The organism is Paraburkholderia sp. GAS33 (genome assembly GCF_050436645.1).
GTDB lineage: Bacteria > Pseudomonadota > Gammaproteobacteria > Burkholderiales > Burkholderiaceae > Paraburkholderia > Paraburkholderia phenazinium_B.
Genome location: NZ_JBNDMP010000008.1, coordinates 241,438 through 268,167, shown reverse-complemented (window position 1 = coordinate 268,167; position 26,730 = coordinate 241,438). Strand labels below are relative to the sequence as shown.

22 protein-coding genes are annotated in these 26,730 nt (G+C 60.7%); 9 read left to right on the top strand and 13 right to left on the bottom strand.

Annotation, left to right across the window (positions count from 1 at the left end; translation table 11 throughout):
* Positions 1-67: 67 nt before the first annotated feature.
* Genes P3T24_RS24435 through P3T24_RS24425 form a run of 3 tightly spaced genes read left to right on the top strand, consistent with a single transcriptional unit; the run spans position 68 to position 4,043 of the window.
* Positions 68-1,384 (top strand): MFS transporter, encoded by a 1,317-nt coding sequence (locus P3T24_RS24435; protein ID WP_429288565.1) that lies wholly within the window; start codon positions 68-70, stop codon positions 1,382-1,384.
* 48 nt (positions 1,385-1,432) lie between these two features.
* Complete coding sequence (locus P3T24_RS24430) at positions 1,433-2,557, top strand: CMD domain-containing protein (RefSeq protein ID WP_429438622.1); 1,125 nt, start codon at positions 1,433-1,435, stop codon at positions 2,555-2,557.
* Positions 2,550-4,043, top strand: a complete 1,494-nt coding sequence (locus P3T24_RS24425; RefSeq protein WP_429438619.1) for an NAD(P)-binding domain-containing protein — start codon at positions 2,550-2,552, stop codon at positions 4,041-4,043. Before P3T24_RS24430 ends, P3T24_RS24425 begins: the two co-directional genes overlap by 8 nt.
* Here the strand turns inward: P3T24_RS24425 and P3T24_RS24420 are convergent.
* The 5 genes from P3T24_RS24420 to P3T24_RS24400 all read right to left on the bottom strand — a co-directional run bounded on the left by P3T24_RS24420 (position 4,040) and on the right by P3T24_RS24400 (position 8,505).
* Positions 4,040-4,864, bottom strand: a complete 825-nt coding sequence (locus tag P3T24_RS24420) for a putative hydro-lyase (RefSeq protein WP_429438616.1) — start codon at positions 4,862-4,864, stop codon at positions 4,040-4,042. The two genes, P3T24_RS24425 and P3T24_RS24420, sit on opposite strands and share 4 nt — an antisense overlap.
* A gap of 25 nt (positions 4,865-4,889) precedes the next feature.
* Positions 4,890-6,212: an MFS transporter gene (locus P3T24_RS24415; protein ID WP_429288567.1), complete on the bottom strand. Its 1,323-nt coding sequence runs from the start codon at positions 6,210-6,212 to the stop codon at positions 4,890-4,892.
* A 27-nt stretch (positions 6,213-6,239) separates the two neighbouring features.
* Positions 6,240-7,214 (bottom strand): biotin-dependent carboxyltransferase family protein, encoded by a 975-nt coding sequence (locus tag P3T24_RS24410; RefSeq protein ID WP_429438613.1) that lies wholly within the window; start codon positions 7,212-7,214, stop codon positions 6,240-6,242.
* Positions 7,211-7,984 (bottom strand): 5-oxoprolinase subunit PxpB, encoded by a 774-nt coding sequence (gene pxpB, locus P3T24_RS24405; protein ID WP_429438611.1) that lies wholly within the window; start codon positions 7,982-7,984, stop codon positions 7,211-7,213. The genes P3T24_RS24410 and pxpB overlap by 4 nt, the downstream gene beginning before the upstream one ends.
* 86 nt (positions 7,985-8,070) lie before the next feature.
* Positions 8,071-8,505 carry a VOC family protein gene (locus tag P3T24_RS24400; RefSeq protein WP_429438609.1) on the bottom strand — a complete coding sequence of 145 codons (435 nt, stop codon included), beginning with the start codon at positions 8,503-8,505 and terminating at the stop codon, positions 8,071-8,073.
* A gap of 117 nt (positions 8,506-8,622) precedes the next feature.
* Between P3T24_RS24400 and P3T24_RS24395 the strand changes: the two genes are divergently transcribed.
* The 3 genes from P3T24_RS24395 to P3T24_RS24385 all read left to right on the top strand — a co-directional run bounded on the left by P3T24_RS24395 (position 8,623) and on the right by P3T24_RS24385 (position 11,026).
* The gene (locus P3T24_RS24395) at positions 8,623-9,498 is read left to right on the top strand and encodes a LysR family transcriptional regulator (protein ID WP_429438607.1); all 876 of its coding nucleotides are present in this window, start codon (positions 8,623-8,625) and stop codon (positions 9,496-9,498) included.
* Between the two features lie 94 nt (positions 9,499-9,592).
* Positions 9,593-9,853, top strand: coding sequence for a hypothetical protein (locus tag P3T24_RS24390; protein WP_429438604.1), 261 nt, complete (start codon positions 9,593-9,595; stop codon positions 9,851-9,853).
* 42 nt (positions 9,854-9,895) lie between these two features.
* Positions 9,896-11,026 carry a DSD1 family PLP-dependent enzyme gene (locus P3T24_RS24385; protein WP_429438601.1) on the top strand — a complete coding sequence of 377 codons (1,131 nt, stop codon included), beginning with the start codon at positions 9,896-9,898 and terminating at the stop codon, positions 11,024-11,026.
* Positions 11,027-11,051: 25 nt separating this feature from the next.
* Here the strand turns inward: P3T24_RS24385 and P3T24_RS24380 are convergent, their stop codons facing one another.
* Positions 11,052-12,392 (bottom strand): hypothetical protein, encoded by a 1,341-nt coding sequence (locus tag P3T24_RS24380; RefSeq protein WP_429438598.1) that lies wholly within the window; start codon positions 12,390-12,392, stop codon positions 11,052-11,054.
* A 215-nt stretch (positions 12,393-12,607) separates the two neighbouring features.
* On the opposite strand from P3T24_RS24380, the gene P3T24_RS24375 reads away from it, so the two are divergent.
* Complete coding sequence (locus tag P3T24_RS24375) at positions 12,608-12,931, top strand: hypothetical protein (protein WP_074268022.1); 324 nt, start codon at positions 12,608-12,610, stop codon at positions 12,929-12,931.
* 30 nt (positions 12,932-12,961) lie between these two features.
* Here the strand turns inward: P3T24_RS24375 and P3T24_RS24370 are convergent, their stop codons facing one another.
* Together P3T24_RS24370 and P3T24_RS24365 are read right to left on the bottom strand one after the other, a co-directional pair.
* Positions 12,962-13,141, bottom strand: coding sequence for a hypothetical protein (locus P3T24_RS24370; RefSeq protein ID WP_429438595.1), 180 nt, complete (start codon positions 13,139-13,141; stop codon positions 12,962-12,964).
* A 191-nt stretch (positions 13,142-13,332) separates the two neighbouring features.
* Positions 13,333-14,373 carry a LuxR C-terminal-related transcriptional regulator gene (locus P3T24_RS24365; RefSeq protein ID WP_429438592.1) on the bottom strand — a complete coding sequence of 347 codons (1,041 nt, stop codon included), beginning with the start codon at positions 14,371-14,373 and terminating at the stop codon, positions 13,333-13,335.
* A 298-nt stretch (positions 14,374-14,671) separates the two neighbouring features.
* On the opposite strand from P3T24_RS24365, the gene P3T24_RS24360 reads away from it, so the two are divergent.
* Positions 14,672-18,673: an AAA family ATPase gene (locus P3T24_RS24360; RefSeq protein WP_429438590.1), complete on the top strand. Its 4,002-nt coding sequence runs from the start codon at positions 14,672-14,674 to the stop codon at positions 18,671-18,673.
* A 40-nt stretch (positions 18,674-18,713) separates the two neighbouring features.
* On the opposite strand, the gene P3T24_RS24355 is transcribed toward P3T24_RS24360, so the two are convergent.
* From P3T24_RS24355 to P3T24_RS24340, 4 genes are all read right to left on the bottom strand, one after another.
* Entirely contained in the window at positions 18,714-21,893 is a 3,180-nt protein-coding gene (locus P3T24_RS24355) for an NAD(P)-binding protein (protein WP_429438588.1), read from the bottom strand.
* Between the two features lie 56 nt (positions 21,894-21,949).
* Entirely contained in the window at positions 21,950-22,444 is a 495-nt protein-coding gene (locus P3T24_RS24350; protein ID WP_429438585.1) for a DUF3237 domain-containing protein, read from the bottom strand.
* Between the two features lie 208 nt (positions 22,445-22,652).
* The gene (locus P3T24_RS24345; protein WP_429438582.1) at positions 22,653-23,402 is read right to left on the bottom strand and encodes an SDR family NAD(P)-dependent oxidoreductase; all 750 of its coding nucleotides are present in this window, start codon (positions 23,400-23,402) and stop codon (positions 22,653-22,655) included.
* A 22-nt stretch (positions 23,403-23,424) separates the two neighbouring features.
* Positions 23,425-24,189 (bottom strand): SDR family NAD(P)-dependent oxidoreductase, encoded by a 765-nt coding sequence (locus tag P3T24_RS24340; protein ID WP_429438579.1) that lies wholly within the window; start codon positions 24,187-24,189, stop codon positions 23,425-23,427.
* A gap of 360 nt (positions 24,190-24,549) precedes the next feature.
* On the opposite strand from P3T24_RS24340, the gene P3T24_RS24335 reads away from it, so the two are divergent.
* Positions 24,550-25,497 carry a TauD/TfdA dioxygenase family protein gene (locus P3T24_RS24335; RefSeq protein ID WP_429409785.1) on the top strand — a complete coding sequence of 316 codons (948 nt, stop codon included), beginning with the start codon at positions 24,550-24,552 and terminating at the stop codon, positions 25,495-25,497.
* A 19-nt stretch (positions 25,498-25,516) separates the two neighbouring features.
* Here the strand turns inward: P3T24_RS24335 and P3T24_RS24330 are convergent, their stop codons facing one another.
* A complete protein-coding gene (locus P3T24_RS24330; protein ID WP_429438576.1) occupies positions 25,517-26,578 on the bottom strand; it encodes an LLM class flavin-dependent oxidoreductase in 1,062 nt (353 codons plus the stop codon).
* Between the last annotated feature and the right edge of the window lie 152 nt (positions 26,579-26,730).

The window sequence follows — 26,730 nt, the reverse complement described above, 5'->3', positions numbered from 1 at the left end:
GGCAAAATAGCCGCTGAGGCCGGCATGCTAGCGCCTGCCCTGCAAATCACAGCAAGGAATCGAACCGATGGAATCACGATCGAGCAGTAGACGCGGTGTGGTCGCTGCGGTGTTGGGCAACGCGATGGAGTGGTACGACTTCACCGTGTTCGCGGTGATGACGCCGGTAATCAGCAAGCTGTTTTTCCCGGTTAATTCAGCCATACCGGGAAGCGAGCTCAATGCCATCCTGCTCACAACGGCGCTGTTCGGTGCGGGATTTTTCATGCGGCCGGTCGGCGGCATCGTGCTTGGGCTTTATGGCGACCGCCGCGGCCGCAAGGCGGCCATGACGCTCGGCATGTTTATCATGGCCGTCTCCGTCCTGATGATCACCTTCGCGCCGACGTATGCCAGCGCAGGTGTCGTCGCACCGCTGATTGTGCTGATTGCACGCCTTTTGCAGGGATTTTCGGTGGGCGGTGAGTTCGGCACCTCGACCGCGTTTCTGATCGAACTCGCGCCGCCAGGCCGGGCCGGCTTCTTCGGTTCGTGGCAGATCACCGGGCAATTGATGGCACAGGTTCTGGGTGCCGCACTCGGCATGCTGATCACGCAGCTTTTTACACCGGAACAACAGGCGGCCGGAGCCTGGCGCATTCCCTTCGCGGTCGGCCTCGTGATCGTGCCGATTGCGCTGTACATGCGCCGCAGTGTGATGGAGTCGAGTGTTTTCACCCAGGTGCTGAGCCGCGCCAAAACGCGCTCGACGGCCATGAGCGCTGGTCTGAAACAGCATGGCGCGAGGTACCTGATCGGCATGGGCATGGTCGTCGCCAGTGCGGTGTCGTTTTATGTCACGTTCGGTTATACGGTGACCTACGCGAAGCAGGTGCTGCACTTGCCGCTTGCACAAAGTTTTATGGTGCAGATGATTGCGGCCATCGTCATGCTGATTGTGGTGCCTATTGCTGGCGCGGCGTCCGACCGCTTCGACAGGAAACGGCTTCTGCTGGCGTCGTTAGGGGCCTATCTCGTGACCTTGTATCCGCTGTACGCGTGGGTGACGGCCGCTCCCTCAATCGAGCGCCTGCTGCTGACTCAGGTGATTGCGGGCGTGTTTAGTGCCACCTTTCTCGGCGTCTATTGCACGACCCTTGCAGAACTGTACCCGGTGCGAACGAGAGCGACGTCTCTTGCGATCGTCAACAACGTGGCAGTGCTGATTTTCGGCGGCTTTGCGCAGTTCTTCGTGACCGGCCTGATCAAGCTGACTGGCTCGCCGTTAGCACCGGTGTTCTACGTGATGATTGGACTGACGCTGGGGCTGATATCGGTGATTTTTATGAAACGCCCATCGCGGGATGAGTCCGCGACGGCTCAGCTTGGGACGCTTGAGTCGTGAAGGCCAGCGTAAAAGTCAGATCAGAACCAAGCTTAAAAGGAGTGTAGTGTGAGTAACAACCATCCAGAAGGCGATGTCGTCGACCAGATTGCTGATCCGGAAAATCCGCAGATCGCGCGGGACATCCGGCAACATCGGCCGAAGATCGTCGACTTTATCCAGGCTACGTTTGATGCCTTGTTTGTCGACGAACCCGGCAACTTCGATTTGCGTCTGCGCTTCTTATGTGCCGCCAAGGTCGCAGCGTTGACCGAGGAAGCAGGGCTGGCGCGTTTTTATCTTGACGCGCTTGAGGGTATTGGGCCGCTCGATACGGACGCTAAAGAAGATGCGTTGGAAAAGGCGGTGTTTGAACACACCACGCGCGTAACGTCTGCCCCGGCATCGTGTGATCAAGCTGCGCTCGACGCCTTGCACGCAGTGGGTATGACGGAGTACGAAATCGTCACGCTTTCGCAACTGATCGGCTATGTATCGTTTCAGGCGCGTCTGATTCTCACGGTGCGTGCGCTTGCCGGCGTCGAACGTGCGGCGTCAACCGCGAAGAGTGGCTCTAGGAATTTCGTTCCTCATAGCGGCTTTACCGCCGAGCCGATCGAATGGGCATCGTGGCTCACGCCGGTGGATCTCGCCACGGCCACGCCCGATCAACTGGCGGTCCTCGACGAAAGCGGCCCGACGGCCCGCACTTCACCTTACTACCTGACGCTCGTTCACAATCCCGCGGTACTGCGGCAACGTAGCGGCACGTATAACGCCATCATGTATGCGCCGGGCGGACTGTCGCGCGCCGACCGGGAACTGGGGGCATTAGTTGTTTCCACCTTAAACGGCTGCCCGTATTGCGCATCCGTGCATGCACAAAGACTGAATCAGTTGACGAAGGAGTCGGATCTCGTCACACGCGTGTTTGCCGATCCCGTTAGCGGGGGCGCAAACGAGCGGGAGCGCGAACTGATGCGCTACGCACGCCGGCTGACGCTCGAGTCCGGTGAGTTTGGTGTACACGACGTGACGCGGCTTCGCTCGCTAGGCATGAGCGACGGCGAGATCCTCGACTATTCGCACGCTGTGGCTATTTTTGCGTGGGCAAACCGTCTGATGCAAACGCTTGGCGCACCCATTCTTCCCAACCGGCGGGACGGCAGCGAAGCAGGGGCGGGTCATGCGTGAATCCGCCTTGACCCGCCTTGCCTCGCTCGATGACCTGGAGGCGCGGCTAGCACAAGATCTGCAGTGGCTGTGCCTGCCGCCGGCAGGCTGGTCGCCGCGCAGAACGATTGACGGTGCTGCCGTGACCGATGTCCTGATCGTCGGCGGCGGCATGTGTGGCCTTGCTGCGGCGGGAGCACTGAAGCTGCTTGGCGTCGACAACATGCGCATCGTCGACAAGGCGCCGTTGGGCACGGAAGGACCGTGGATTACTTTCGCACGCATGGAAACGCTGCGTTCGCCTAAAGATCTGACTGGCCCGTGTCTCGGCTTGCCGGCGCTGACGTTTCGGGCGTGGTACGAGGCGCAGTTCGGCACAGATGCCTGGCAGTCGCTCGACAAGATTCCGCGTGTGCAGTGGATGGATTATCTGGTCTGGTACAGACGCGTACTGGGCCTTGAAATCGAAAGCGAGACGACGGTACTGGCAATTCGTCCTGCAACGCCCGCGAATAGCGCACTCGAAGTGACATTGGCGACGCCCACTGGAGAAGAACGCGTGCTGGCGCGCCATGTCGTGCTTGCCACGGGGCGCGACGGCGGCGGGCAGCCACAGGTCCCGGCGATGGCGAAAAAATTGAGCAGGCAGCGTTGGGCACACTCCGCTGACGAAATCGACTTCGCCGCGTTGCGCGACAAGCGCGTGGCCGTGGTAGGCGCGGGCGCTTCCGCAATGGACAATGCAGCGACCGCATTGGAGGCGGGCGCCGCGCGCCTGGACATGTTTATCCGGCGCAAGGACCTGCCGCGGATCAACAAGCTGACCGGTGTCTCCAGCCCGGGTCTCGCGCACGGCTTCGCGTCGCTACCCGACGCCTGGAAATGGCGCTTCAATAGCTATGCGATGGCGACCCAGACCCCGCCTCCGCGCAGCAGCACGCTGCGGGTCTCACGCCATGAGCAGGCATATTTCCATCTGGGCAGCCCGGTTGAAGATGTGGTCGAAGAGGGCAACGAGTTGGTGGTGCAGACACCGCGTGGCCGCTATACGCTCGACTTCATCATCTTCGCCACGGGCTTCACGACAGACCTGCAGGTGCGCCCGGAGCTTGCGACGGTGGCCGGCAACATCCGGCTCTGGAAGGATGCATTCGACGCCTCGCAGGAAGGACCGAACCACGAACTGGCCAATTCGCCTTATCTCGGTGCTGCGTTCGAGTGTCAGGAAAAGGTCGCGGGAAGCTGTCCGTCAGTGGGCCGCATTCACCTCTTCAACTACTCCGCGCTCGCCAGTCAGGGCAAGCTGTCGGGCGATATTCCGGCTGTGAGCATCGGAGCCGAGCGGCTCGCACAAGGCATCGTTTCACGCATGTTCTGTGACGATTGCGACGAGCATTACGCGGCGTTGCAGGCTTATGCCAAGCCGGAGCTGTTCGGCGACGAATGGACCGACGCGGACGAAGAACAGCGTTCGTTGGACGTCACGCCTCAAGCAAAGGCATCCTAAAGAAGAACCAGGTCTTCCACGCGCACATCGCAGACCAGCATGTAGCCCGGCGCGTGCGTAATGCAAATGGGGGGCCGCGCCTCGATGGTCGCAGCCTGCGGCGTCACACCACAGCCCCAGAACACGGGCTGCTCACCGTCGAGGATCTCGGTGGGTTCTCCCTCGTCCGGAACGGCCACGTCGCGGATTCCTATCGCCGCGGGGTCGCCCATGTGGATGGGGGCACCATGCGCGCCGGGCAGCCCGCCGCATACCTCATATGCAATCGCTGCTTCCTGCGGCGTGTAGGGTCGCATCGACACGATCATCGGGCCGCGAAACCGTCCAACCGGTTGCGTCTGGATAGAGGTGCGATACATCGGGACGACCTTGCCCTCGTCGACATGGCGTACGCGCAAACCGGCCACTTCCAGCGCGTGCTCGAATGACAGCGAGCAGCCAAGCACAAAGCCGACGAAATCGTCCTGCCAGAGGGCGGAGATGTCATCGAGCTCTGCTGCGAGGACGCCATCGCGCCATACCCGGTAGCGCGGCAAGTCGGTGCGCAGGTCGACGTCGTCACCGAGCATGGGGACGAGGCTTGTGCCGGCCCGTGTCATGCCGATCAGCGGGCAAGGCGTGGGATTGGCCCGGCAGTAGCCCGCGAAGTCATCCGCCCACGATTGCGGCAGGATGACCAGATTGCCTTGCGCGTAGCCCGGCGCCATGCCGCTCGTGTTGCCATTGAAACCCGCGCGGATTCCAGCGCGTGCGCCTTGCGGAGTCAGCGCCCATGCGGGCGTCGGCGAGATTTCAGGTGAATTGCGCTTGAGACGTTCCATGAAGCTCACTCCCGATCCGATCGCGCTACTGCAACGACTCCGACGCAGTTTCGCGCGTCCTGGTGAGCGTCAAAAGACCGATCAATGCGGCCGCGACCAGCAGGAACGCCGGGCTCAGCAGGTTGCCGGTCGAGCCGATCAGCGCGGTGGCGATATAGGGTGTGACGCCGCCGCCGAGCATCGCGCCGAAGTTAAAGCTGAACGCGGTGCCGGTATAACGGACGCGGGTCGGAAACTGCTCCGCGTAGGTCGGGTAGCCCACCGATTGCACGATCGGCATCGGCAGCGCCACGATAAACATCGCGAGGAACGCGAGGCCGATGTTCTGGTGATTCATCAGCATCATCATCGGAAAGACCAGCACGATATACGCAGCGAAGCCGATGGCCAGCACTTTGCGGCGTCCAATGCGGTCGGACAGGCCGCCCCATACGGGCATCAGCACGGCCATCGAGAGGCTGACCAAGGACATGAGCCAATACACGCTGGTCTTGTCGTACTTCAGGTAGGTGATCATGTAGATGTTCATGAACACAAAGCCCACCCAGTACCCGGCATTCTGTCCAAACGAAATCAGGAAGACCTTGAGCATCGCCGCACGGTGGTGCGTGAAGACTTCTTTCAGTGGGGCTTTGACCGGCTTGCTCTGTTCGAGGGTCTTCCTGAACACGGCCGATTCTTCGATGCGTTTGCGCACGTAAGCCGAAACCAGTACGAGCGGGAGCGCCATCAGAAACGGAATGCGCCAGCCCCAGTCGTGCAGTTGCGCGCTGCTCATGAAGCCGCTCGTCAAGCCGCAGACGGCTGCGGCGAGTGCGCCGCCAATCGCCACACCCACCGGCGTCGCCGCGCCATAGAAACCGCGCCGGCCGCGCGGCGCGCATTCCGCCACGTACGCTGCGGAACCGGTCACCTCAGCGCCGGCGAAAAAGCCCTGCGCGAGACGGACCATCAGGAGTGCGATGGGGGCCAGTCCTCCCACGAGAGACGCAGTGGGCAGCACACCCACCGCTCCGGTGGCGACGCCCATGCCGATCACCGTCACGATCAGGACGCTACGGCGTCCTACCTTGTCGCCGAGGCGTCCAAGTACGATACCGCCGACGGGGCGCATCAGAAAGGCCGTGCCGAAGATCGCCAGCACCGAGAGCAGGGCAGCCGTGCCGTTGCCTGCTGGAAAGAACAGCGGGCCGATGATGGATGCCATGTATCCATAAACACCGAACTCGTAATACTCGATTGCCGTTCCGGCGGCCGCGGCAAGCGCTGCCTTGCGAGCGGCACTCCTCGTCGCCGATGCGGAAGGCGTCGCGTCTGTTTCGAAGTGTGCAGTTGAGGCGTTCGGCATGATCATCGGTTCCAGAGTGGGGGGTAGTCAGCTTGACGCCACACAAAGCTGCTCTAGTGCTGCGAAGCTTCTTTGCTGGGACAACATCAGTCGTTGGGCGGTACCCAGGTCGACGAGCGTAAGGCGAATGGTCTCGCCGGGCATCTTTTGTGCGAGCCGTGGCAGATCGACTGCACAAACATGGCCGATCTTCGGATAGCCGCCGGTCGTCTGGCGGTCTGCCATCAAAATGATTGGTTGGCCGTCGGCGGGAACCTGGATCGAACCAAAATCGACCGCTTCCGATATCACTTCGCGCGGCGCCGTCAGCTCGAGCTTCTCGCCTTCGAGTCGATAACCCATCCGGTCCGACTGCGGCGAGATCCGATACGGCGCAGCCTCGAGCGCTTGCTGGGCGTGCGATGAAAAGCAGGACCACTCACGACCGCGAATCACCCGTATAGGCGAATCGGGCGGCAATGCAACCTGATCGTCGAACGCCTGGCTCAGGCTTCGTGCCGCTTGCGACAGCTTTGCCAGCCTGCTGGACGGTGCCAGTTGACTCAAAGAAAGCACATCGCCTTTTTTCAATGGACGTCCTGCGTGGCCGCCATAAGCGCCGCGCGTGTAGGTGCTGGCGCTACCCATCACCGGATCGAAGACGAATCCACCGCGCACCGCAAGGTATGCACGCGTCCCAAAGCTGCGCTTGCCGAACGAAAGGTCGCTTCCTTTCGCAACCGCAACCATATGATCGACAGAAAGAGGCTCGCCATTCAGCAAAGCGCCGAGGTCCGCGCCGCTGAGCGCGATCACCGCGTCTTCGTGAAACCGGAGCGTCGGGCCCATCAACGTAATCTCGAGCGTCGCGGTAGACGGCAGATTACCGACCAGTGCATTGGCGAGACGATGCGCGCGCTCGTCCATCACGCCGTTGACGGGGATGCCGAGGTGACGATAAGCAGTCCGACCGAGATCCTGAAAGGTGCTCAACGCACCGGGCTTGATGACTTCGATACTCATCGCGCCGCTCCTGCGTTGTGACTGATGGTTTCGAACTGCTCTGGCGTGACCGGCACGAAGCGAACCTGGTCTCCCGCATTGACGAGGCAAGGCGCTTCTCGCGCCGGGTCGAACAGTGCAAGCGGGGTCCGTCCGATCAGATTCCAGCCGCCGGGCAACGTCAGCGGATAGATCACGGATTGCCGGTTAGCGAGACCGATCGAACCTGGGGCGACAGCGGTGCGGGGCGTTGCGCGCCGCGCGGGACTCAGTCTGGTGTCGAGCATGCCGAGGTAGGGATGCCCTGGAGCGAAGCCGAGCATCATCACGTCCACGAGCGCTCCGCTGTGCAGTTCGATGATCTCGTGCTCGGAAAGGCCACAGGCGTGAGCCACTTCGCCGAGATCCGGCCCATGTTCGCCGCCGTAGCAAACGGGTATCTCGACCACGCGTCGTGCTGCCTCTTGCGTGGCGTCGACTGTTTTCAACAGACTGTTCAGCGCTTCGACGAGTGCGTCATAGGGTGCCAGACTGGTGTTGTCCAGCGGCACCCGATGCGGCGCATAGTGAATGCCGACAGTCGTCATGGCCGGGACGATACCGGTCACGTACGGCAGGTTTTCCGCCGCGATGCGCGCGGCGAAATCGCGCGCGCTGCGGTTTGCGGCGACGCGGTCCCCGGCATGCAGTTCGATGATCAGCAGACGCTCGCCGGAAGCGTGGAGCGTCCATGCGGCTGCATCGGACGCGCTGCGTTTTACTTCATCATTGACGGGTATCGCGGCGCTCACGTTAATACTCCTCCAGCCGTTTGCGTTGCCGCAAACGGGTCTTGAGCCTGTAAAAGGGGGAAGGGCTGCTGCCTGGTTATATTGGCTTACTTGGCAAACAGCGATTCGATGTTCGCGAAGGCCTTCATCTCAAGCGCGTTGCCCGACGGATCAAGGAAGAACATCGTGGCTTGCTCGCCCACTTCGCCCTTGAAGCGGATGTACGGTTCGATGATGAATTGCATGCCCGCGTCCGTGAGTTTTTTCGCTGCGGCGTGCCATTGCTCCATGGGCAATACAACGCCGAAATGGCGCACCGGGACCGCGTGGTCGTCCACGGCGCTCGTCTGGCGATGGCCGACTTCCTCCGGCGCGAGATGGGCCACGATCTGGTGGCCGTAGAAGTTGAAATCCACCCAGTCTTCCGAGCTGCGGCCTTCGGGGCAACCGAGGAGGTCGCCGTAGAACTCGCGTGCAGCGGCAATGCTGTGCACCGGGAAGGCGAGGTGAAAGGGGGGCACGGCAGTCGTGGTGTCGCTCATGTTGGGATCCTCAGGTAGTTCAATGTGGTGCCACGCAAACCAGTCTAGGGATGACAAAAATAGTGGAATAGCGATATATTTTTGTCCTCAGCAACAATAAAATCGATCAATCCCACCATGATGCGAGAGCTCAAAACCTTTCTGGCTGTCGTGCGTTACGGCACTTTCGCGAGTGCCGGCTCTCATATCGGGCTGACGCAATCGGCGGTGAGCGCGCAGATCCAGCGTCTGGAGGAGGACCTGGGCTATCCGTTGTTCGAGCGGACCGGCCGCTCGGCGACGCTCAATGCGGCCGGCAAACATACGGTCGAGGTGGCCGAGGAACTGCTCTCGGTGTACGCGCGCCTGGCCGATCGCGGCGGTGTGGCGGAGCAGTCAGGCTTGCTGCGCGTCGGGGCGATCGCGTCGGCGCAAGGTTCGTTTCTGGTCAGCGCCATTCAACGCTTCAGGCAGGATTCGCCGGGATGGCGCATTCGTGTCATTCCGGGCGTGTCGTTGAATCTGCTGGCTCACGTGGACTCGGGGGAGGTGGACGTGGCGGTGATCATCAAACCGCCGTTCGCGCTGCCGGCCGAATTGAAGTGGCGCACGCTGACTCTGGAACCGTTCGTCTTGCTCGTGCCGCGTGAACTGGCCACTCGCCCGTGGCGCTCGGTGCTCAAATCGGAGCCTTTTATTCGCTACGATCGCAATTCGTTCGGCGGCCGGCTGGTGGATCGCTTTCTACGAAGGATCCGTGTGACGGTGCACGACGTCGTTGAGCTCGACGAATTGCAAGGCATAGTCGGGTTGGTAGCCCAGGGCGTTGGTGTCGCGATTGTGCCGCAGGCGGCCGGACTCTATATGCCCGACACGGTGGCCGCATTGCCGCTTGGCGATGACGACGTGTTTTTTCGTGAGATCGGGCTGGTCGAGCGTAGCGGCCGTCATGAGCAGGCCGCGGCAGCTGAGTTTGCCGAGTGCCTGTGCGAGGTGACGAGTGGCCGGCGCTAAACGCCGGGATTCATTAAGCGTGAGTGTGGGCGGATGAAGCGGGCGTCGTCATCGGCCATACTGTGAAAGTAACGTTGCTGGAGTTCACACCATCATGAAGCCCTTTTGCTTCGCAGCGGTTCTCGTCGTGTTCATCGCCGGCTGTGCCTCGACGTCGGCACCCGCCGATAGTCAGACCGCCCAGCCGGGTCCGGCCGACAAGGATAGCTACATTTTGCATACGCCCGACCGTGTGATGCCGGGTGACTCCACCTCGAGGCCACCGAGGCTCAGCGTCGGCGTGAGCTATCCCGACACGCAACTGATTCTGCCGTGGTTCCTCAATGACATCATCAACGTGATTAACTATCGCTAGCCCGGCAGCGAGTTTCGAATCGCCTTTCCTAAGGAGTCCCGGATGAACCTGCAGTCCCTGAATACCCCGGCAGCAGTGATCGACGTCGCACGCATGCAACGCAACATCCAACGGATGCAACAACGGCTGGATTCGCTCGGTGTGCGTTTCAGGCCGCACGTCAAAACTACCAAGTGCTTGCAGGTGGTTGAAGCACAGATCGCCGCGGGTGCACGAGGCATCACCGTGTCGACGCTCAAGGAAGCGGAGCAGTTCTTTGCGGCGGGCATTCGGGACATCGTGTACGCAGTCGGCATGGCGCCGGACAAACTCGGCCGCGCGCTGGCACTGCGCCGGAAAGGCTGCGATCTGAAGATCGTTGCCGACAGCGTCGCGTGTGCCGAAGCCATCGGAGCATTCGGCCGTGAGCAAGGTGAAGCGTTTGAGGTATGGATCGAAGTGGATGTCGACGGTCATCGCTCGGGCATCGCTCCGGACGACGATCTGCTTATCAACGTCGGCAAAGCTCTGGTTGAGAGCGGTATGCGCCTTGGTGGCGTCATGGCCCACGCCGGATCGAGCTACGAATACGACACGCACGACGCGCTCGTGCGTATCGCGGAACAGGAGCGTGCTGGAGCGGTTCGCGCGGCTGAGCGGCTTCGCGCTGCCGAAATGTCGTGCGAGGTGGTGAGCATTGGATCGACACCCACGGCGCTGTCCGCTGAAAATCTCGCAGGCGTGACTGAAGTCCGCGCTGGCGTATATGTCCTGTTCGATCTGGTCATGCATAACGTCGGCGTCAACGAAACATCCGAGATTGCGCTGAGTGTCTTGACGACTGTGATCGGCCACCAGGAAGAGAAAGGCTGGGCGATCGTCGACGCGGGCTGGATGGCCATGAGCCGTGATCGCGGGACCCAACAGCAGAAGCGGGATTTTGGCTACGGCCTTGTCTGCGCGGAAAGCGGTGAAGTATTGGGTGACTATCTGATGAGTGGAGCAAATCAGGAGCACGGAATAATCTCTCGAACGGGGCAGCCGGATCACGAGATCGCCCGCCGCTTTCCGATCGGCACGCGACTGCGCATTCTGCCCAATCATGCCTGCGCCACTGGCGCGCAGCATCCTGTGTATCAGGCGCTCGTCGAGGACGGGAACGTTGAGGAGTGGCCGAGGTTTTACGGTTGGTGATCCGATCGTTCATCTTGGACGTCGTTCATTCCCGGAACTCGGCGAGACGTTGCTGGATGCCGGCCATCGATCCCACAAGCGGCGCAAACAGCAACGGAATCAGGAGGATCCACAGCAGGCGCGCCTCGTTCGTGGCGCGCGCGACCGCGGCGTCGAACTGATCCTGATTGATGTCCGTGGTTTTATTTAACGTCGCCACGAATCGCTCGAATGCGCCTTCGGACTCCATCGCGGTTGTGCCCAGATCGAGTGCAACCGCGTTGCTGTGTAGCCCGGACGACTCGAGATCCCGAATCCGGCTATCGATCCGGACATAGTCGAGCCATGCGGCAACGGTGGCCCGTGCAGCCTGTTCCTCGCCGTCAAAGGTGATATTGTCCAGCTCCTCGTTGAGCAGTCCGACGCTTTTAGGGCGGGGTGCACGGGGCGACAACTGGCTCATATCGGCACGCTCCGGCGTTAGCAGCATCGTCGCTGAACGCTGGAAATCGCCTGCCGGTTCGGCCTTTTCGTCCTTGTCGCGCGTGAGCAGGTAGATACTTTCCTGCGAGTGGGCGTTGTAGGCCAGCGCTTTCGCCTGCGACAGGGCAAACACCGAGTCAAACGCATCTTCCTTGGCGATCCGGATGTTCGACAGAAAATTCGTTCCGCATGCGCCAAATGCAATCGCGCATAGAACCAGCGCTACCGTACCGGCGGCAATCCACGGGTTGATGACGCGCCGGAAGGTGGCAAGCAGATACCGCTGCGTATGGAGGAGCAGAAGCAGGAGGGCAATGGAGACCGCGCAGAACGCTATCAGCCATATCCGCGCGGCCGTCCGGCCGTCGGAGTAGGCGTTGTCCAGATGAGCGAAATTTGCTGCCGCCAGATCATCCACGGCTGGAATGATGTGCTCCCGGATGACGTCGTCGGCGGCACGTATGTCGTAAATATTGCCGCCATCCGCCAGTGCCGAACCTTCGAGCGTCTGATACAGGGAGAGGTTGTCGAGGGCGCGCAGGATCGGCTGACGTTCCGCCTCGCCGTAGGCAATATTCTGTGACGCGGCGACGAGATAGTCATTGGCCAGCTCGATTGCCGCACGATAATCGCTAATGCTTTTGCCGTTTGTGCCTTCTGCGCTGACAAACGCCCTGAGGAAATCGGTATGCGCATCGCTTAACGTACCGCGGATATTCTCGGCTGCGACGATCGACGGTTCCGATTCGTAGCCGATTGTCTGGACGATGGAATGAAATGCGTGCCACGTGAAGAAGCCAGTGGCTGCCACTAGCAGGCAAAGCGCGACGATGCCGGCCCGTAGCGTGCGCAACGTCGAAGGCACACGCGCAAACGTATTCACCTGCGCTCTAGGTGCGTTCACATGAAGCGCCTGGGTTGTAGACACATTTATCTCCCGAATCGATGACAGCCTGATTTACTCCGGTTATCGACAGCTTGCCATGTCGATTCACATAGCCGTGGTAAAAATGCCAAAACGTCCAGCGTCACAATTTTGAAAAATATCCACCGGCGTTTCTGTGTGCGAGTATGGATCAACTAGCTTTTAATCTGAATGTCATGATTCACGGGGGCTCCATGAGTAGCCAGGTACTCAGTTGGGCAGCGGTGCCGCACAATGGCGACGGCGTCGTCTTCCAGGTTCGCATTGCCCATGGACTTCAACGTTTCTACCTGTCGCGCCGGGTGCTCGAGAATGTATTCGACCTCGAGCCGCGGGCTTCGGACGCGAGACAACTCCAGCTTTTCTATCAATTCCTGAACCGCATTCTGACCCGAGCCACTGCGAAACGGTCGATCGCGGGGTCGGACACGCTTCAACTCCAGGCCACTGATTTTTCGCCGCTGCGTACCGAGGAAAGCAGATCGAACCGGCACGCAGTAGTGCAGACTGCGGCCTGAGCGCTTGCCGGTTAAAGGCGGTGTAGACGCCTATTTGCCCTGGATCAGCCGACCCAGACGCGCGAGCGGGCCGACAGGGATGAATTCGTACTGCGCGAAGCCGCCTGTTACGAGCGGCAGCGTGTCCAGCTCCGCTTTTGCTTCGTCAACCGAATCGACGTCCATGAGAAAAATCACACCCAGCGCGTCGTGGCTTGGCAGTCGGCCCACGCGACATCGTGATCCATGGAAAGTAAGCAGGACTACCTGGGAACGCTGTCCAATACGAGTCGTTCCAGCGCCACCGTTGGTGTCTAAAAATATCCAATTACGACGCTCGGAGCTATACGCGGATTTGCAGTACGCCCACAAGATCGGCAGGGACTCTCGGCGCACCGAGTTCGGGCAGGTGGGCTACCGGTTCAGCTGGTGAGCTTGGGACGCGATTTGTCGGCCTCCAGCCGGCGCGTAATGAGGCGGACCAGGTAGGTGGCAAACTCCGGATCCTGGTAGTACATCCGCATGGCGTCGGTCGCCGACACCATCAGCAGTTCGCAGTCGCTCTTGCAGACAGCCGTGCAGGTGCGGCGATGGTCAGGGGAAAACAGCCCAATTTCTCCCAGTATGGTGCCAGCCCCCACTTCGACCCCGATCTCCTGAAGACCGATTGTCCCGCGCACAATATAGTAGAGCGCATCGCTCGGCGCGTTCTTGTGGAACAGCACGTCGCCACGTCTGAAGTGGCTGGGAGACAGGTGCGAGAGCAACCGCTTGATGGTGAGCTGAGCGTCGAGCGCATGATGAAGCTGTGCATCGCCAACCTTTTCCAGCCGTGCGGCCGCGATGCTGGCCTGGCCGCGGCTGCCGACCTTCAACGCCTTGTACACCGTGTACAGGTGCACTTTCACGGTTCCTTCCGCAATGTTGAGTTGCCGCGCGATCGACTTGTTCGACTCCCCGCGCGCCGCGAGCGCCAGCACTTCGATCTGGCGCGGCGTAAGCACAGCGCCGTTGGCGGCGGATGCCGTGGTGGCGCGTGAGGCGGCCTGCGCAGCGGTAGGCGAAACGATCTTGTTTGCGAACGCGAGCAACGCGGGCGGCAGGTACGTGGCGCCCGCCAGCACGATCCGCAGAGCGCCCAGTAGCGCACTGGCGGACTCCGATTTGCTCACACACCCTGTCACGCCGGCCGCAATGAAAGTGTCGATCGTCTTCTGACCAATCTCGTTCAGCAGCGCGAGGGCAGGCAAAAGCGGAATGTTGCGACGCAACGCGTCCAGCGCTTCGAGCGCTTCGCTTTTGTGCTCGCCATCCAGTACCAGCAGATCGGCGCTCGAGCCGCTGTCGAAAGCGCCCGTCCGGTAGTCCACACATGTCACTTCAGTGCGTGGCGCGAGTTCGGCGAGCAGACGCGCAACGCCCTCGCGAAACAGACCGGCAGGCGCAACGAAAATGATATGCATAAGCCTCGATTTTTTTGGAACGGTTAACCTTACCCGCGTCTGCGCCTGGCGGGCCTCGTACTTGTATTCGTATGAACTAAGACAGAAACAGAACCTGCTGCGCCCATTGACGCGTCGGTGTTCGTTATACAACACACTTAACGAATTCGCATTCGTCCATTAACCCGGCCGTAACGAGGCCGAGACATGCTATTCGCGGCGCGCGAACGCGAACGCTGGGCGAATACAGATTTCCAGCGCAATGCCACCATTGCATGTAAAGTAAATGTAGGTATTTTATTGTCTGCGGAGGGGAGAGGTGGGCGAGACCAGCGCATTCATTCCGACGGGGCTTTCACGCTACGTACCGCGACACCTGTTGACGGCGGGAACGTGTGAGACCCCGAGTGCGCGTGAGTTCCGGGGCGTGGCGATGATGGTGGACATCGCGGGCTTTACCGAGCTCACCGAAACATTTGCGCGCGAAGGGGTAGCGGGTGCGGAACGCTTGTCGGCGATCCTTGACCGTTACTTTGGAAGAATGACCGGCATCTCGATCGCGCACGGGGGTGATGTTCTGGATTTCGTCGGCGACGCCATCCGCGTGATATGGGAATACGACGCGACACCGGATGCGACCGCGCGGCTCGCCGTGCAGTGTGGCCTGCAGCTGCAACGTGCGTTACCGGAAATCATCGCGGAAACCGGTGTGCAAATGCGTCAACGGGTATCGCTTGCAGAGGGCACGCTCACGCATCTGACTGTCGGCGGGGTCGGCGGGAAGTGGTACAGCCTCACCGCAGGCGGCCCAGTGGCCGAGGCGGCGGCAGCCAATCATAAGGGCAGTGCGGACGAGGTCGTAGTATGTGAATCGTTGTGGGACATGGTGAAGGCGCATTTTGTTGCCCGAGCACTGCCGTGCGGCGCTGCTTCCATCACGGAACAATACGGTCCCGTATTGGCGCCTTTACCGCCGCCGCTGGAGGAGCCCGGTCCACCATCCGGCACGCTGGAAAAGTTTTTCGGGCATCACTTTCTTGAACGCGTACGCATGGGCGGCGGGCGTTGGTTCGGAGAGTTCAGGAATATCACCACGCTATTCATCGGGCCGTCCATCGTCGATTATTCTGGCGAGAATGCATTGAGCCTTCTGCAAGCTGCGGTAGCCAGCACGCAAAAAGTACACGAACGTTTTGGCGGCGCCCTCACCGAACTCTCTGCGGATGACAAGGGGCTCACGCTACTTTCGGTATTCGGCTTGCCGGGCATGGCGCACGAAGATGACGCAGTTCGCGCGGTGGCCGCCGGGCGAGCGCTTGCCGCCGCAATGCGCGAGCGCGGAATTCCGCTCAGCATGGGCATCACTTCGGGACTGGCTCTTTACGCCGACCGCGGCGGCAACGAGCGCCGCCATGCGGGACTGACGGGTGGGGTGGTGAACCGCGCCGCACGGCTCATGACCGCTGCGCATGGCCGCGTACTGTGCGACAGGGCAACACGCGACGGCGCCGCGCGCGAATTTCAGTTCGAAGCGTGCGACCCTGTCTCGGCCAAGGGCTTCGCTGAAGTTGTCGCCGTCTGGCAGCCGCGGGCAGGTGCGGCAAGTGAGGGACATTCGTTCGCGGGCGTATCGGTCGGCCGCGAGAAGGAAACACAACAATTATCGCTTGCGCTCGATGAGGTCATTGCAGGGCACGGCGACGCTATCGCTTTGTGCGGTGAGGCGGGCCTCGGTAAGACCCGGCTCATTGCAGATATGGCGGCCAATGCGCGTGAGCGGGGCGCTTCAGTCATCTGGAGCGCAGGCTTTGCGCTGGAATCGATGTCGGTTTTCTACGTCTGGCGACACATCCTCGCGCAACTGCTTTGCGGCACAGGCAAGTTCGACCCGGTACTGGCGAGCCGTACTGCCGCGAATCTTGTCGTGGACGACGAAAACCTGACGTCATGGTTGCCACTCCTTAACGACGTTATGCCGTTCCAGCTCGCCGATACGGAGCTCACGCGGGAGATGGTCGGCCACGCGAGAGCCGAGGGCTTGCGGATGCTCGTGACGGCGCTTGTTTCGCGCTCATCGCGCGATACGCCCATATTGCTGATTGCCGACGATCTGCACTGGTTCGACAGCGCATCCGCGGCCATGCTTCTGGAACTCGCGATCGCGCGACCGCCGGGTCTTCTTCTGCTGGCCGCCACGCGGCCGCTCGACGACTCCGCCGCTGTCGAGGCGCATCAGGTTGTCCGCGAGTCGCGCTGTATTTACTTACCCGCTCTCACGCGAGCGGCCTTGAGCGTATTGATCGCCGACCGTCTGGGTGCGGCGGAGGCGACGCACGAGCTTGTCGATTTCGTAGTGGAGCGCACGGAGGGAAATCCGCTGTATGCCGAAGAGGTTGTTTCGGCGCTTCACGTCTCCGGTTATCTCGAGATGACCGACCGTGTTGCAGCGTTTTCTGCCGAGGCTGAGAGCGAAGCCAATGCCATGCTGCCTGAGGGATTGCGCGGCGTGATCGTCAGCCGGCTCGATACGCTCGGCGCCGCCGAACAGCTCATGTTGAAGATCGCGGCTGTGATCGGGCAGGAGTTTTCGCTCAAGATGCTCCGCGATCTGTTTCCTGGCGAGCAAGGCACGGCCGATCTCATCGCCCTGGCACGGGTGCTCGAGCGCGAAGACGTCGTGTACCCCGTAGGCGACGAGAGCGACTGCTACCGTTTCAAGCACGTCCTGGTGCAGGATGCAGTGTACGAACTGCTGCCGTACTCGCTGCGCCGGGAACTGCATCGCGACATAGCGGACTGGGTCGAACGCAACGAATCGCACGATCTCGAGCCGCACTTCGCGGCACTGGCGTCCCATTGGGAACGCGCGCGGAACATTCCTGCTGCCGTGACGTATCTCGAGAGGTCTGCAGAGCTTTCGTTGAAACACTATGCGAACCGCGACGCTATCAGGCAGGCGGAGCGGGCAATCAGGCTTGCTAACGAATACAAGCTGCCGGCGGATCGGGAGGGCGAGATGCGTTGCGAGGCGATGCTCGGAGAAGCGCATATCGAGCTGTTTCAATACGGTGCGGCCAGGGATCACTTCAATCGTGCACTCGTGTGCGCCGGCCGGGCGGTGCCGCGTTTCGCCGGTACGATGGTCGCGGACCTTGCCTGGCAACTAGTCCAGCAATTGAGCGCGCGTGCGGGCCTGATGCGAGGACGGAGCGCAGATCCGCTGCTGCCGCGGATCTCGCACATTCACGAGAAACTCAGCGAAATCGCGTACTTCAACAGCGGAAAGCTGTCGCTTCTGCATGCGACGCTGACGTCGCTCAATCTTGCCGAACGCTCCGGCAGCGTGCGTGAGGCTGTGAAAGGCTTCGCCGCCATGGCGATCGGCTTCGCCGGCGCGGACCTGCGCTGGCTATCGCAGGTCTACAACCGGCGTTCGCTGGCGTTGGCGGAGGAGCAGGGCGGTATTGATGATATCGCCTACGCTAACGTGGTGAGTGGCGTGTACTGGGCGGCCGCTGGCAGCTGGGAACAGGCCGTGGAATGTTTGAATTACTCGGCGTCGCTCTATGCGCGTCTCGGCTCAATCGAGCGCTGGCAACAATCGATTGCCGGTTTGTGCGCTGTTGCTCTGGCGCGAGGGCAATTGACCCATGCCAAGGAGTGGCTGGACAAATTGCGTCCTGCACGCCATGACATGCCGGCGCAAATAGCGGCTTACCTGCATGGCTTCGATACCTCGCTCGCGCTGGCGCAAGGAGGTCCGTTGCAGGAACTGGTGATCCGCCTCGACAAGGTGATTGGCGCACGCGAGCTGGCGCAGTTCGACCGGATATTCTGCCAGGGCTTGATCGCGGCGTCCTATTGGCGGCTAGGCGATCGCGTGCGCGCGGTCGAGTCGGCTCAAGCGGGACTCGACAACCTGTCGGCAGGCGTGCCTGTCGCGTGGTATGTGACAGACGGAATTGCGGGCATTGCGCAAACCCTGATCGATGCTTCGGAGTGCGGATTGGCGAGTCGACGCGATGCGCAACGCGCATGTCATATCCTTGCGCAATATGCGCGCGCAACGAAGGTAGCCGCGCCGCGTGCCGCCTTGCTTGCGGGCAGGTTAGCGGCAACCCGGCATGACAGACGTTTCGCTCTCGCATGCTGGCGCAGAGGGCTTGCCGCCGCACGCGCGCTCGGCGCCGGCTATGACGAGGCAGTGTTGCTGTACGAACTCGGCAACCACAGTCCGCACGATAGCTCTGAAAGAACCGAGTTTCTGGAGCAGGCGCGTGTTCAGCACGAACGCATTGGCGCACCGCCATTGCAGACGTGAGAAAACTGGCGCAAACCTGACACTGAAAGATCGCTACCCCTCAGTGGTCACTCTCGCCCTTGATGATGGGCGGATATCCGCTAATTGCACGCGAAGCCTGCATGCCGCCCATGATGGCGCCCTCCACGCAACCAGCGTTGATGCCTGTCTTGAGCCAATCGCCTGCAAGATACAGGTTGCTAAAGCCGGATGCATCGCTCGTTATGCGGTACTGCGTACTACCCACGGTCGAGAGCACGTAGCGGTCGGAAGGGTTTACATTCGCGCGCCAATACTGCGCGTCGAAACGCGCCAGCCCGCTGCCGTTAGTCGGATCGATCAATATCCGCCAGTCGAATAAACCTGGAGACGCCACGGCGGGCCAGAGGTTAAAGACCTCGTGCTGCAGTTGACCAAGCGCACTCAGTTTTACTTCTTCCGTGCAACGCGAGGCGTAGTTGGCATCGGTGCGGGGCGGCGAATCAGGCGTAGGCAGCGGACTGCAAAAGTAAGAGACGCTCTGTGGCACGTGACCAGTCGGCCACACTTCACGCGCCAGCAACTGATTCATCGGCGTCGTGGTGTTGAAGGGCTTGCTGAACGCGCTCAACTCGGGTTCCTCTCCGTTAGAGCCGAACACATTCCAGCCGAGGTCCCGGATGCTCTTGTTTAGCCATATCTGATAGGCCTGCGTCGCCACCGTCTTCACGTTGTCGCTGGCTGCCTTGAGGGGAACGCTCTTCTCTAGCAGCTTTGGGCAGACATGCGGCAGGGAGCCGATCGACAGTCCGTAGACAATCTTGTCGAAGTCCACTCCGCGTTTTAGCCGCTTGACCGGTAATGGCTTGCCAAACTCAGCGTTATAAATTTGCGCCCAGTCGCTCCAGTGGGATTCGAGGTCCACATCTTTGGCTTGCAGTGTGCGAGCCTGTGCCGGGTCGATCTGCTCGTAGTTCGGACAGCTCGGCCAACACTCCAGATCGGCGATATCGACCAGCGGGTTGTATTCGGTGACGCCTTCTGCAAGAGCCACCTGTTGGGTCATGACGATTTCGCCTACACCGTCGGCGTCCGGAATCAGTTCGTCCACGTTGTGGAAGAACTGGAAGCTCACGCCACGCTGTTTTAGCACTTGATACAGCGGCGTAAAGACGGTGTCGCCCATGCCGGCCTGCATTTTCCAGATGAAGCCGCCGTGATAACCAATGGCCAACCGCAAGATGCCGCGCAGCATCGTGCCAGCCTCGATGTTCGGGCGAGCGGTGTCGCCATCCATAAAGGCGAACACGAGGTCATAGAGTCCGCGGACCGGCGCGGAATCAATCGTATAGGCTTGGTTGGCGCCGTACTTGCGCAACCAGTCGCGGAATTCGATGTTGTTGAGGACGTCGAAGCCATGGTGCAAGACGCCGTCGGCATGCATGCCGATCAGGCTCGTGACGGCCAGATCGATGGAAATGAAGAGATGCCGCACCTTGTCGTCAATGCCCAGATGATGGGAGACGTACTGGGGCAGAGAAGCCTGAACCGCCTGCAACTCGGTTAGTACAAACTGGTGATGCTGCTTCTCCCGGAAGTGGAACACTTCGGGCAGGCGCTTCACGAATCCGATGACGCTTGCCAGAATGGCTTCTGCTTCCTCGATAACCCCTCCAGATTCCCTGGCGGCATGTAACAAATGATGGCCGAGATCGTCCAGCCATTGCCCAATCCATGCCGTTACGGTTTCCAATATTGCCGAAAATGTGATTTCCTCGTTGTGCGCCCCCGGGACACCCGGTTTGATCGGTATCTCGATCGGCCAGAACTTATAGCTGTGGTCGATATACTCGGTGAGCACAATGTAGTTCTGTGGCTTAAAAGCGTCTTCCCACTTCGCAAGCGGAGCAGTAGCAGGCCGATTGAGGGCGTCGTAGACCTTTTGCATCACGGTAAAGCCATTGTCATAAAAGCCGAACCACATATGCAGTCCGTGCTCTTCGATGCGCTGGCCCAACTCGGCATTGCGTCCACTGGCACATTTTCCGCCCAGGCGCCACCCCATCTGATAGACAGTTATGTCGTAACGGTCTTGCCAGCCGGGCTGCTCGGTAAGATAAAACGCGGCAGCCATCGCGCCGGGGCCGCCGCCGAGAACGGCGATTTTCTGCGAGCTTGCCTCCGCGGTCTGGAGCAATTCTTCACCCGCTGAGATGGTGAAGTCCATATTGAGGTGGAAAGGTAGGAGTACAGGCTGTTCTCCGAGCTGGAGGCCCAAGGTCTCGTCTAGCCGGAAAGTATCGAACTTGTGCAATGTGCACGCATAGGTATAGCCAAGCAATCTGGCGCTGTGCACTTTGTCGACTGTGGCGGGCGCAACGACAATGGCCTGGTACACGGCCTTAAGGCCACTGGCATCCGGGAACTGCTTGAGAAATAGCTGATCGACGCGTGTTCGCAAAAAGAGTGTTGCTACATCTTTTATCCCCGCCTCGTCGAGTGCAAACAGATCCTTCTCCGAGCGCAGAATGTGTAAACCCTCACGTATCACATCGATAAATCCAAGCAAGGGCCGATGCGCGTTCTGCGTATCGGTTGCAGTGACCTCGATCAGAGGGTGCATGCCTAGTTGCGTCTGAGGACTGTAGGGTTGCCAGCCTTCGGAGGAAAACTTGAATTCGCGCGGGTCCCCGCCTGGTTCCGGCATGCTGAATTGACACAGGCTCTTTGGATAGCCAAAGACTTCACGGCCGATGGAAATGGCCATAGGCACGTCGACCCATGTATACGCCGGGTAAAGAAAGACGCGCTGCAATTTCGTGGCGCCGTCTTTCTCTTCGATTTGCCCAACCGATATCCACGTGATGATGTCGGTTTCCTTACCCCAGCCCTTGTTTTCATCCGCGGGGAAGCCCGATTGGGCATGCTCCACGCGTGTGAATGTCAGCATGATGTAGGGCGACAGCACCTGAAAAGTCATCCGGCCGGCAGCCACCCGATTGAGCGTCCCGTCGACGGTAGCCTGCAGCTTTTTCAGATCCCCTTTGATAAAAAAGCCGTACATGTCGGATGCGTTGAGGTGCATGGGCGTGTGCTGCACCGGTGAGCCACTGGTGTAGATGTATGCGGGCCGTTCCGTCATTTCTCCCTCCTCTGGGGCTATCGACGACGAGTCCATTGTCAGCGCATTGTAGGCCTGGAATTTAGCTCTTACATACTCTTTGAGTTCTTTGTTGAAGGGTGGCTGCACATGTTTAGACATACTCCGGTTTTTTGTCGGTGATGGCAACGCGGAAGGCCTGGCTGCCGGTCCTTTGCCTAGAGCACCTCAAACACGCTATAGACCGGCCCGTCCTTGAAGCGGTGACCCGTGCCCACCGCGATCACCCGGTTCAGAAATTCATACTTGCCAGCGGGGGCTTCGAAGACCGGATTGATGCGAAAGTAGTAGCTGGCCGGATCGACCGGTTCGCCTTTTTCGAGCCGCTGGATCACGTCGGCCGCGCCGTGGCGAATGCCGCGGTAGGCTATCGTGATGTTGACACCATCGTCGGTCTGCAGGATCAGGCGCACATCGAGCGTGGTACTGCCGTCGCTGCGCACGCTTTGCCAGTCGCTGCCGCCGTCGAGCACCTTGCCGCTCAGGCGCTCGCCCGCAAAGGTGCCGGACGGCACGATGCCGATGCGGCGAAACGTTCCCGGCGTGTCGCCGACGATGACGATCGGCTTGACATCGAGTCGCATCACGAACAACGGCCGCGTCTGGATGCTCTGGAGCGCGGCGGGCAGGTCTTCGAAAGCGGGAGTAGACATCGTCTTCACCTTGTCGGTTGATGGCATGGGGGTGTCATACCAGAGTCATGGGAACGTTTGAGGGTGCTTAAGGGCTACTTGAGCGGCGAAAAGTCGGTTGCACGCAGTGGCCTGAAAGTATAAGTGCGGATTTCGTAAAGCATGACAGCTCTCCGTATGGGCCGGATGGCGTCTGATTCGCGTGTTGGCCTCGGTTGATCGGGCACTTCTAGGCAGCAGTTCTTCCACCATTGACTCTGAGTACCTCACCGGTCATGAAGCTCGCGCGCGGCGACGCAACGAACAGGATCGCGTCGGCCATTTCTTCCGGCGTCCCGGCACGCTTGAGGGGGACGCCGGCGAGAAAGGCAGCCTTGCGTTCCGCATTCACCGTGAGCCGGTCGAGCATCGCTGTTTCGACAGGACCAGGTGCGACCGCATTGACGCGTACACCGAACGCCGCGGCCTCGAGCGCCGCCGACTTTGTGAGGCCTTCCACGGCGTGCTTGCTGGCCACATATAGCGATGCGCCTGCTGCACCGCGCGCGCCCATCGTCGACGAGATGTTGACGATACTACCGCTACCTTGCGGCGCCATGACACGAAGTTCGTGTTTCATTGCGAGCAACGTGCCGAGCACATTGGTTTCGAACACGGCGGCATAGCGTTCGGGGGTTTGCTCGATCACCGGGGCCGATTCGCCTTCGGTGCCCGCCGAGTTGACTGCGATGTCTAGCCGTCCGAATCGAGCGACGGTGGCGTCGACGAGCTTGCGTACTTCGTCTTCGAAGCGCACGTCGGACTGCTGGAATTCGGCCTCGGCTCCGAGCGAGCGTAGCTCCTCGGCGAGTTGCCGGCCTTCTTCCGCGCGGCGCCCCGAAACGACGATACGGGCGTGGTCACGAGCAAAAGCGATTGCGGTAGCGCGACCGATGCCGGTCAGTGCGCCGGTGATGAGTACGACAGGTTGGTTGTCCATGGCTATTCCTTGGGTATGCTGATTAAAGTCTCGAACCGCCGTCGACGCACAGCGTCTCGCCGGTAATCCAGCGTGCCGCATCCGAGGCGAGAAAAACGACTGCCCCGCCGATGTCCTCGGATTGCGCGCTACGCTTGAACCTCTGCATTTCGGGGGCCGTTGGCGTTAACCGGCCACTATTTTTTGTTTTTGGGTCTGATATTCCGCTTGCCACCATGTCCGCAGCAATCGCATTGACGCGCACGCCGCGGGCACCGAGCGTGGTCGCAAAGTACTTCACCAGCGTGTCGACGGCGCCTTGGCTTACCGCATGGGCCGATGCCGGTGACGAGACGATGCCCACCTGGCCATGGGCTGCCAGCGAGGAGACCAGCAAGACGCTACTGCCCTTGCACATCGCCGGCATCAGTTGCTGCACCAGAAAATAGGGCGCGCGCACGTTCAAGGCGAACAGCTCGTCGAAATCGGCGACGGTGGTGTCTTCAATGCTCGCGCCCTTCGTCATGTCGGCGCTGCACACCAGTACATCCAGACGTGCACCGATTACGGCGCGCGCTCGATTTGCCAGCCGGTGCGGCCCATCGGGGGCGCTAAGATCCGCAGCAATTCTGTCGGCGTGGCCACCGGCTGCGCGAATCTGCTTAACCACTTCGTTGGCCGTTGTGTCTTCACGGCAATAGTGAACCAGAACCTGGGCACCTGCTTTCGCGAGGGCCAGCGCGCTAGCACGGCCTATCCCGCGAGAGGCGCCCGTGACGAGCGCGGTTTTTCCACTGAGAGGGCTCATGATCAGATTCCAGGTGCTTCAGTTCCTCGGCGATATAGCTGGCGGGTATGGAGTGCGATTGCCGGTCCGCTTCGCCGGAGCGGCTGTCGTTGCGTCCCGCCTGATGCGTAATCTAGTGGCAGCACGTGGAAAGATAAAAGACTTTGTAGGTTGGCGGGTATGCCTGAGAGGCATACCGCGCAAACTGCGGCCGGAGGTGCTTTCCCATTGACGAGGACGCGGGCGGGCACAGCTCTGCAGCGCGTTCACACCCCAGAGGTTTTGCATATGCGCAAAGATTGGTTGGCCTGGCGTCTGGCCGGCTTTACTGTTAGCGAGGTATCGCGCCAGTCCCCCTTTCTTCAGGATCAGGAGTCTTCAATGAGTGCAGCCGTCTCGGCCGACATCGGCTCGATCCAGGTCGCGCCGCTCTCGGCGCATATCGGCGCAGAAATTCACGGCGTCGATCTCACCCGGCCGCTATCCGCTCAACAGGTCGCGGAGATTCGCGCGGCCTTGCTGCGATGGCGAGTGGTGTTTTTCCGCGAGCAGTTTTTGACGCACGAGCAGCACGTCGCCTTTTCCGCGCAGTTCGGTGAGCTTACGGTGGGGCATCCGGTCTTCGGACACGTGGACGGTCATCCGCAGATCTACTCGATCTCCAAGTTTCGCAAGGCCACCCGCTTCGAGGGGGAGCCGCTGCTGAGACCGTGGACGGGATGGCACACCGATGTCACCGCCGCGATCAATCCGCCGTATGCGTCGATTTTGCGTGGCGTCACCATCCCGCCATTCGGCGGCGACACCCAGTGGACCAATCTCGTCACCGCTTATCTGAAGCTGTCCGAACCGTTGCGCGCGTTGGTCGATGGCTTGCGCGGCGTGCACCGGTTTGCGCCGCCAGCGGGCGCGAAGGGCACTGATTCATTCGTGCAGGCCGTATCGCAGCACACGCTCGTGACCGAGCATCCACTGGTACGTGTGCATCCGGAAACGGGGGAACGTGCGCTCTATGTGAGCCCTGGCTTCCTTAAGTACATCGTTGGCGTCACGCCGCGAGAAAATCAGGTGTTGCTGGAACTGCTCTGGGAACACGTGACGCGCCCCGAATTCACGGTTCGTTTCAAATGGGAGCCAGGCAGCATTGCCTTCTGGGACAATCGCGCCACCGCGCATCTGGCGCCTACGGATATCTACGATCTCGACTTCGACCGTCAGCTATATCGCACCACGCTGGTTGGCGATATTCCGGTTGGCCCGGACGGCCGGCAATCGATCGCGCTGGAAGGATCGCCGGTCGGGGCTGCGGCTGCTGTGGCGTTGAACTGAAGAACAGAAGGCGCTGACCTCACGTGGTCAACGCCTTCACACGCGGGATGACCCGCTCGGCGAAGCCACGCATATCCGCCTCAAACGGCTGAAATTGCAGCATGAACAGTTCGATGCCGGCTCGATGAAACGCGGCAATGCGTTGCGCGACCGTCTCGTAGCTGCCGACAAGACCTGCCGCGGTGCCGCCGTTCGAACCCACCCGTGGCGTCTTGGCGAAGGTCTTGATCATGACGACGTTTGGATCGATGTTCGCTTTCTGCTGCTCGCGTAACGGCGCATCCTTGGCCGCCAGTTCGAACAGATGCGCAAGATGCTCTTGTGCTTCAGCTTCCGTTTCGCGCGCAATCACGAACGCCGACAGACCAAAACGCAACGGCGCGGGCAACGATGCCGGACGCGGACGCGCGGCGACATCGGCGATCAGCTTTTGCACATCCTCCAGCGGCTGGCCGTTGATGAACCAGACGTCGCCCTTATCGGCCACCAGCTCGCGCGCCGGATCCGACTCGCCTCCCACATAAATGCGCGGGCGATTGCGGAATGGGTCGGTCGGTCGCAGAAAATAGTCGTCGACATGAAAGTGTTCGCCGCTAAAACTCGTTCGTTCGCCGCGCAACAGCGAATCGACAACGGTAATCCACTCGCGGCCATATGCATAACGCGCGTCGTGCTCGGCGAAACCGATGCCGGCGCGCTCGAGTTCGGGGCGATTCCACGCATTGACGAGATTGATGGCGAAGCGGCCGCCGCTGATGTGTTCGATCTGCTGCGCCATCTTCGCGAGCACGACCGGATGATAGAGATAGGGCTTGATGGCAGCGATAATCTCGATACGCTCGGTGAGCGCTGCAAGCGCAGCGGAAGCCGTCCACGCCTCGAGCTGATCCAGCTCCTCGCGGTGCGGATTGATCGTGTGCTGCGCGACCAGCACGGAGTCGTAGCCGAGACGCTCGGCCTCCAGTACCAGCGCCTTGTTGCGCACCCATGATGCGTCGTACGGTTCGTCGGGATCCTGCAGCGCGGCGCGGCTGCCATGAACGAGTGCCCAGACACCGAAACGGGCAGGTGATGTCGGCATGGCGCTAGAACCTCCACAAGTATATGTGCCGGGGAAACGTCAATGATGCCTGACGCATTGCGCCGCGACGTGGCCACGCGTTCCAATTTGTGACGATATCGATTGCTGAAATACGTATTTGGCGTCCCCGCGATTCTTTATATAGTCGAAAG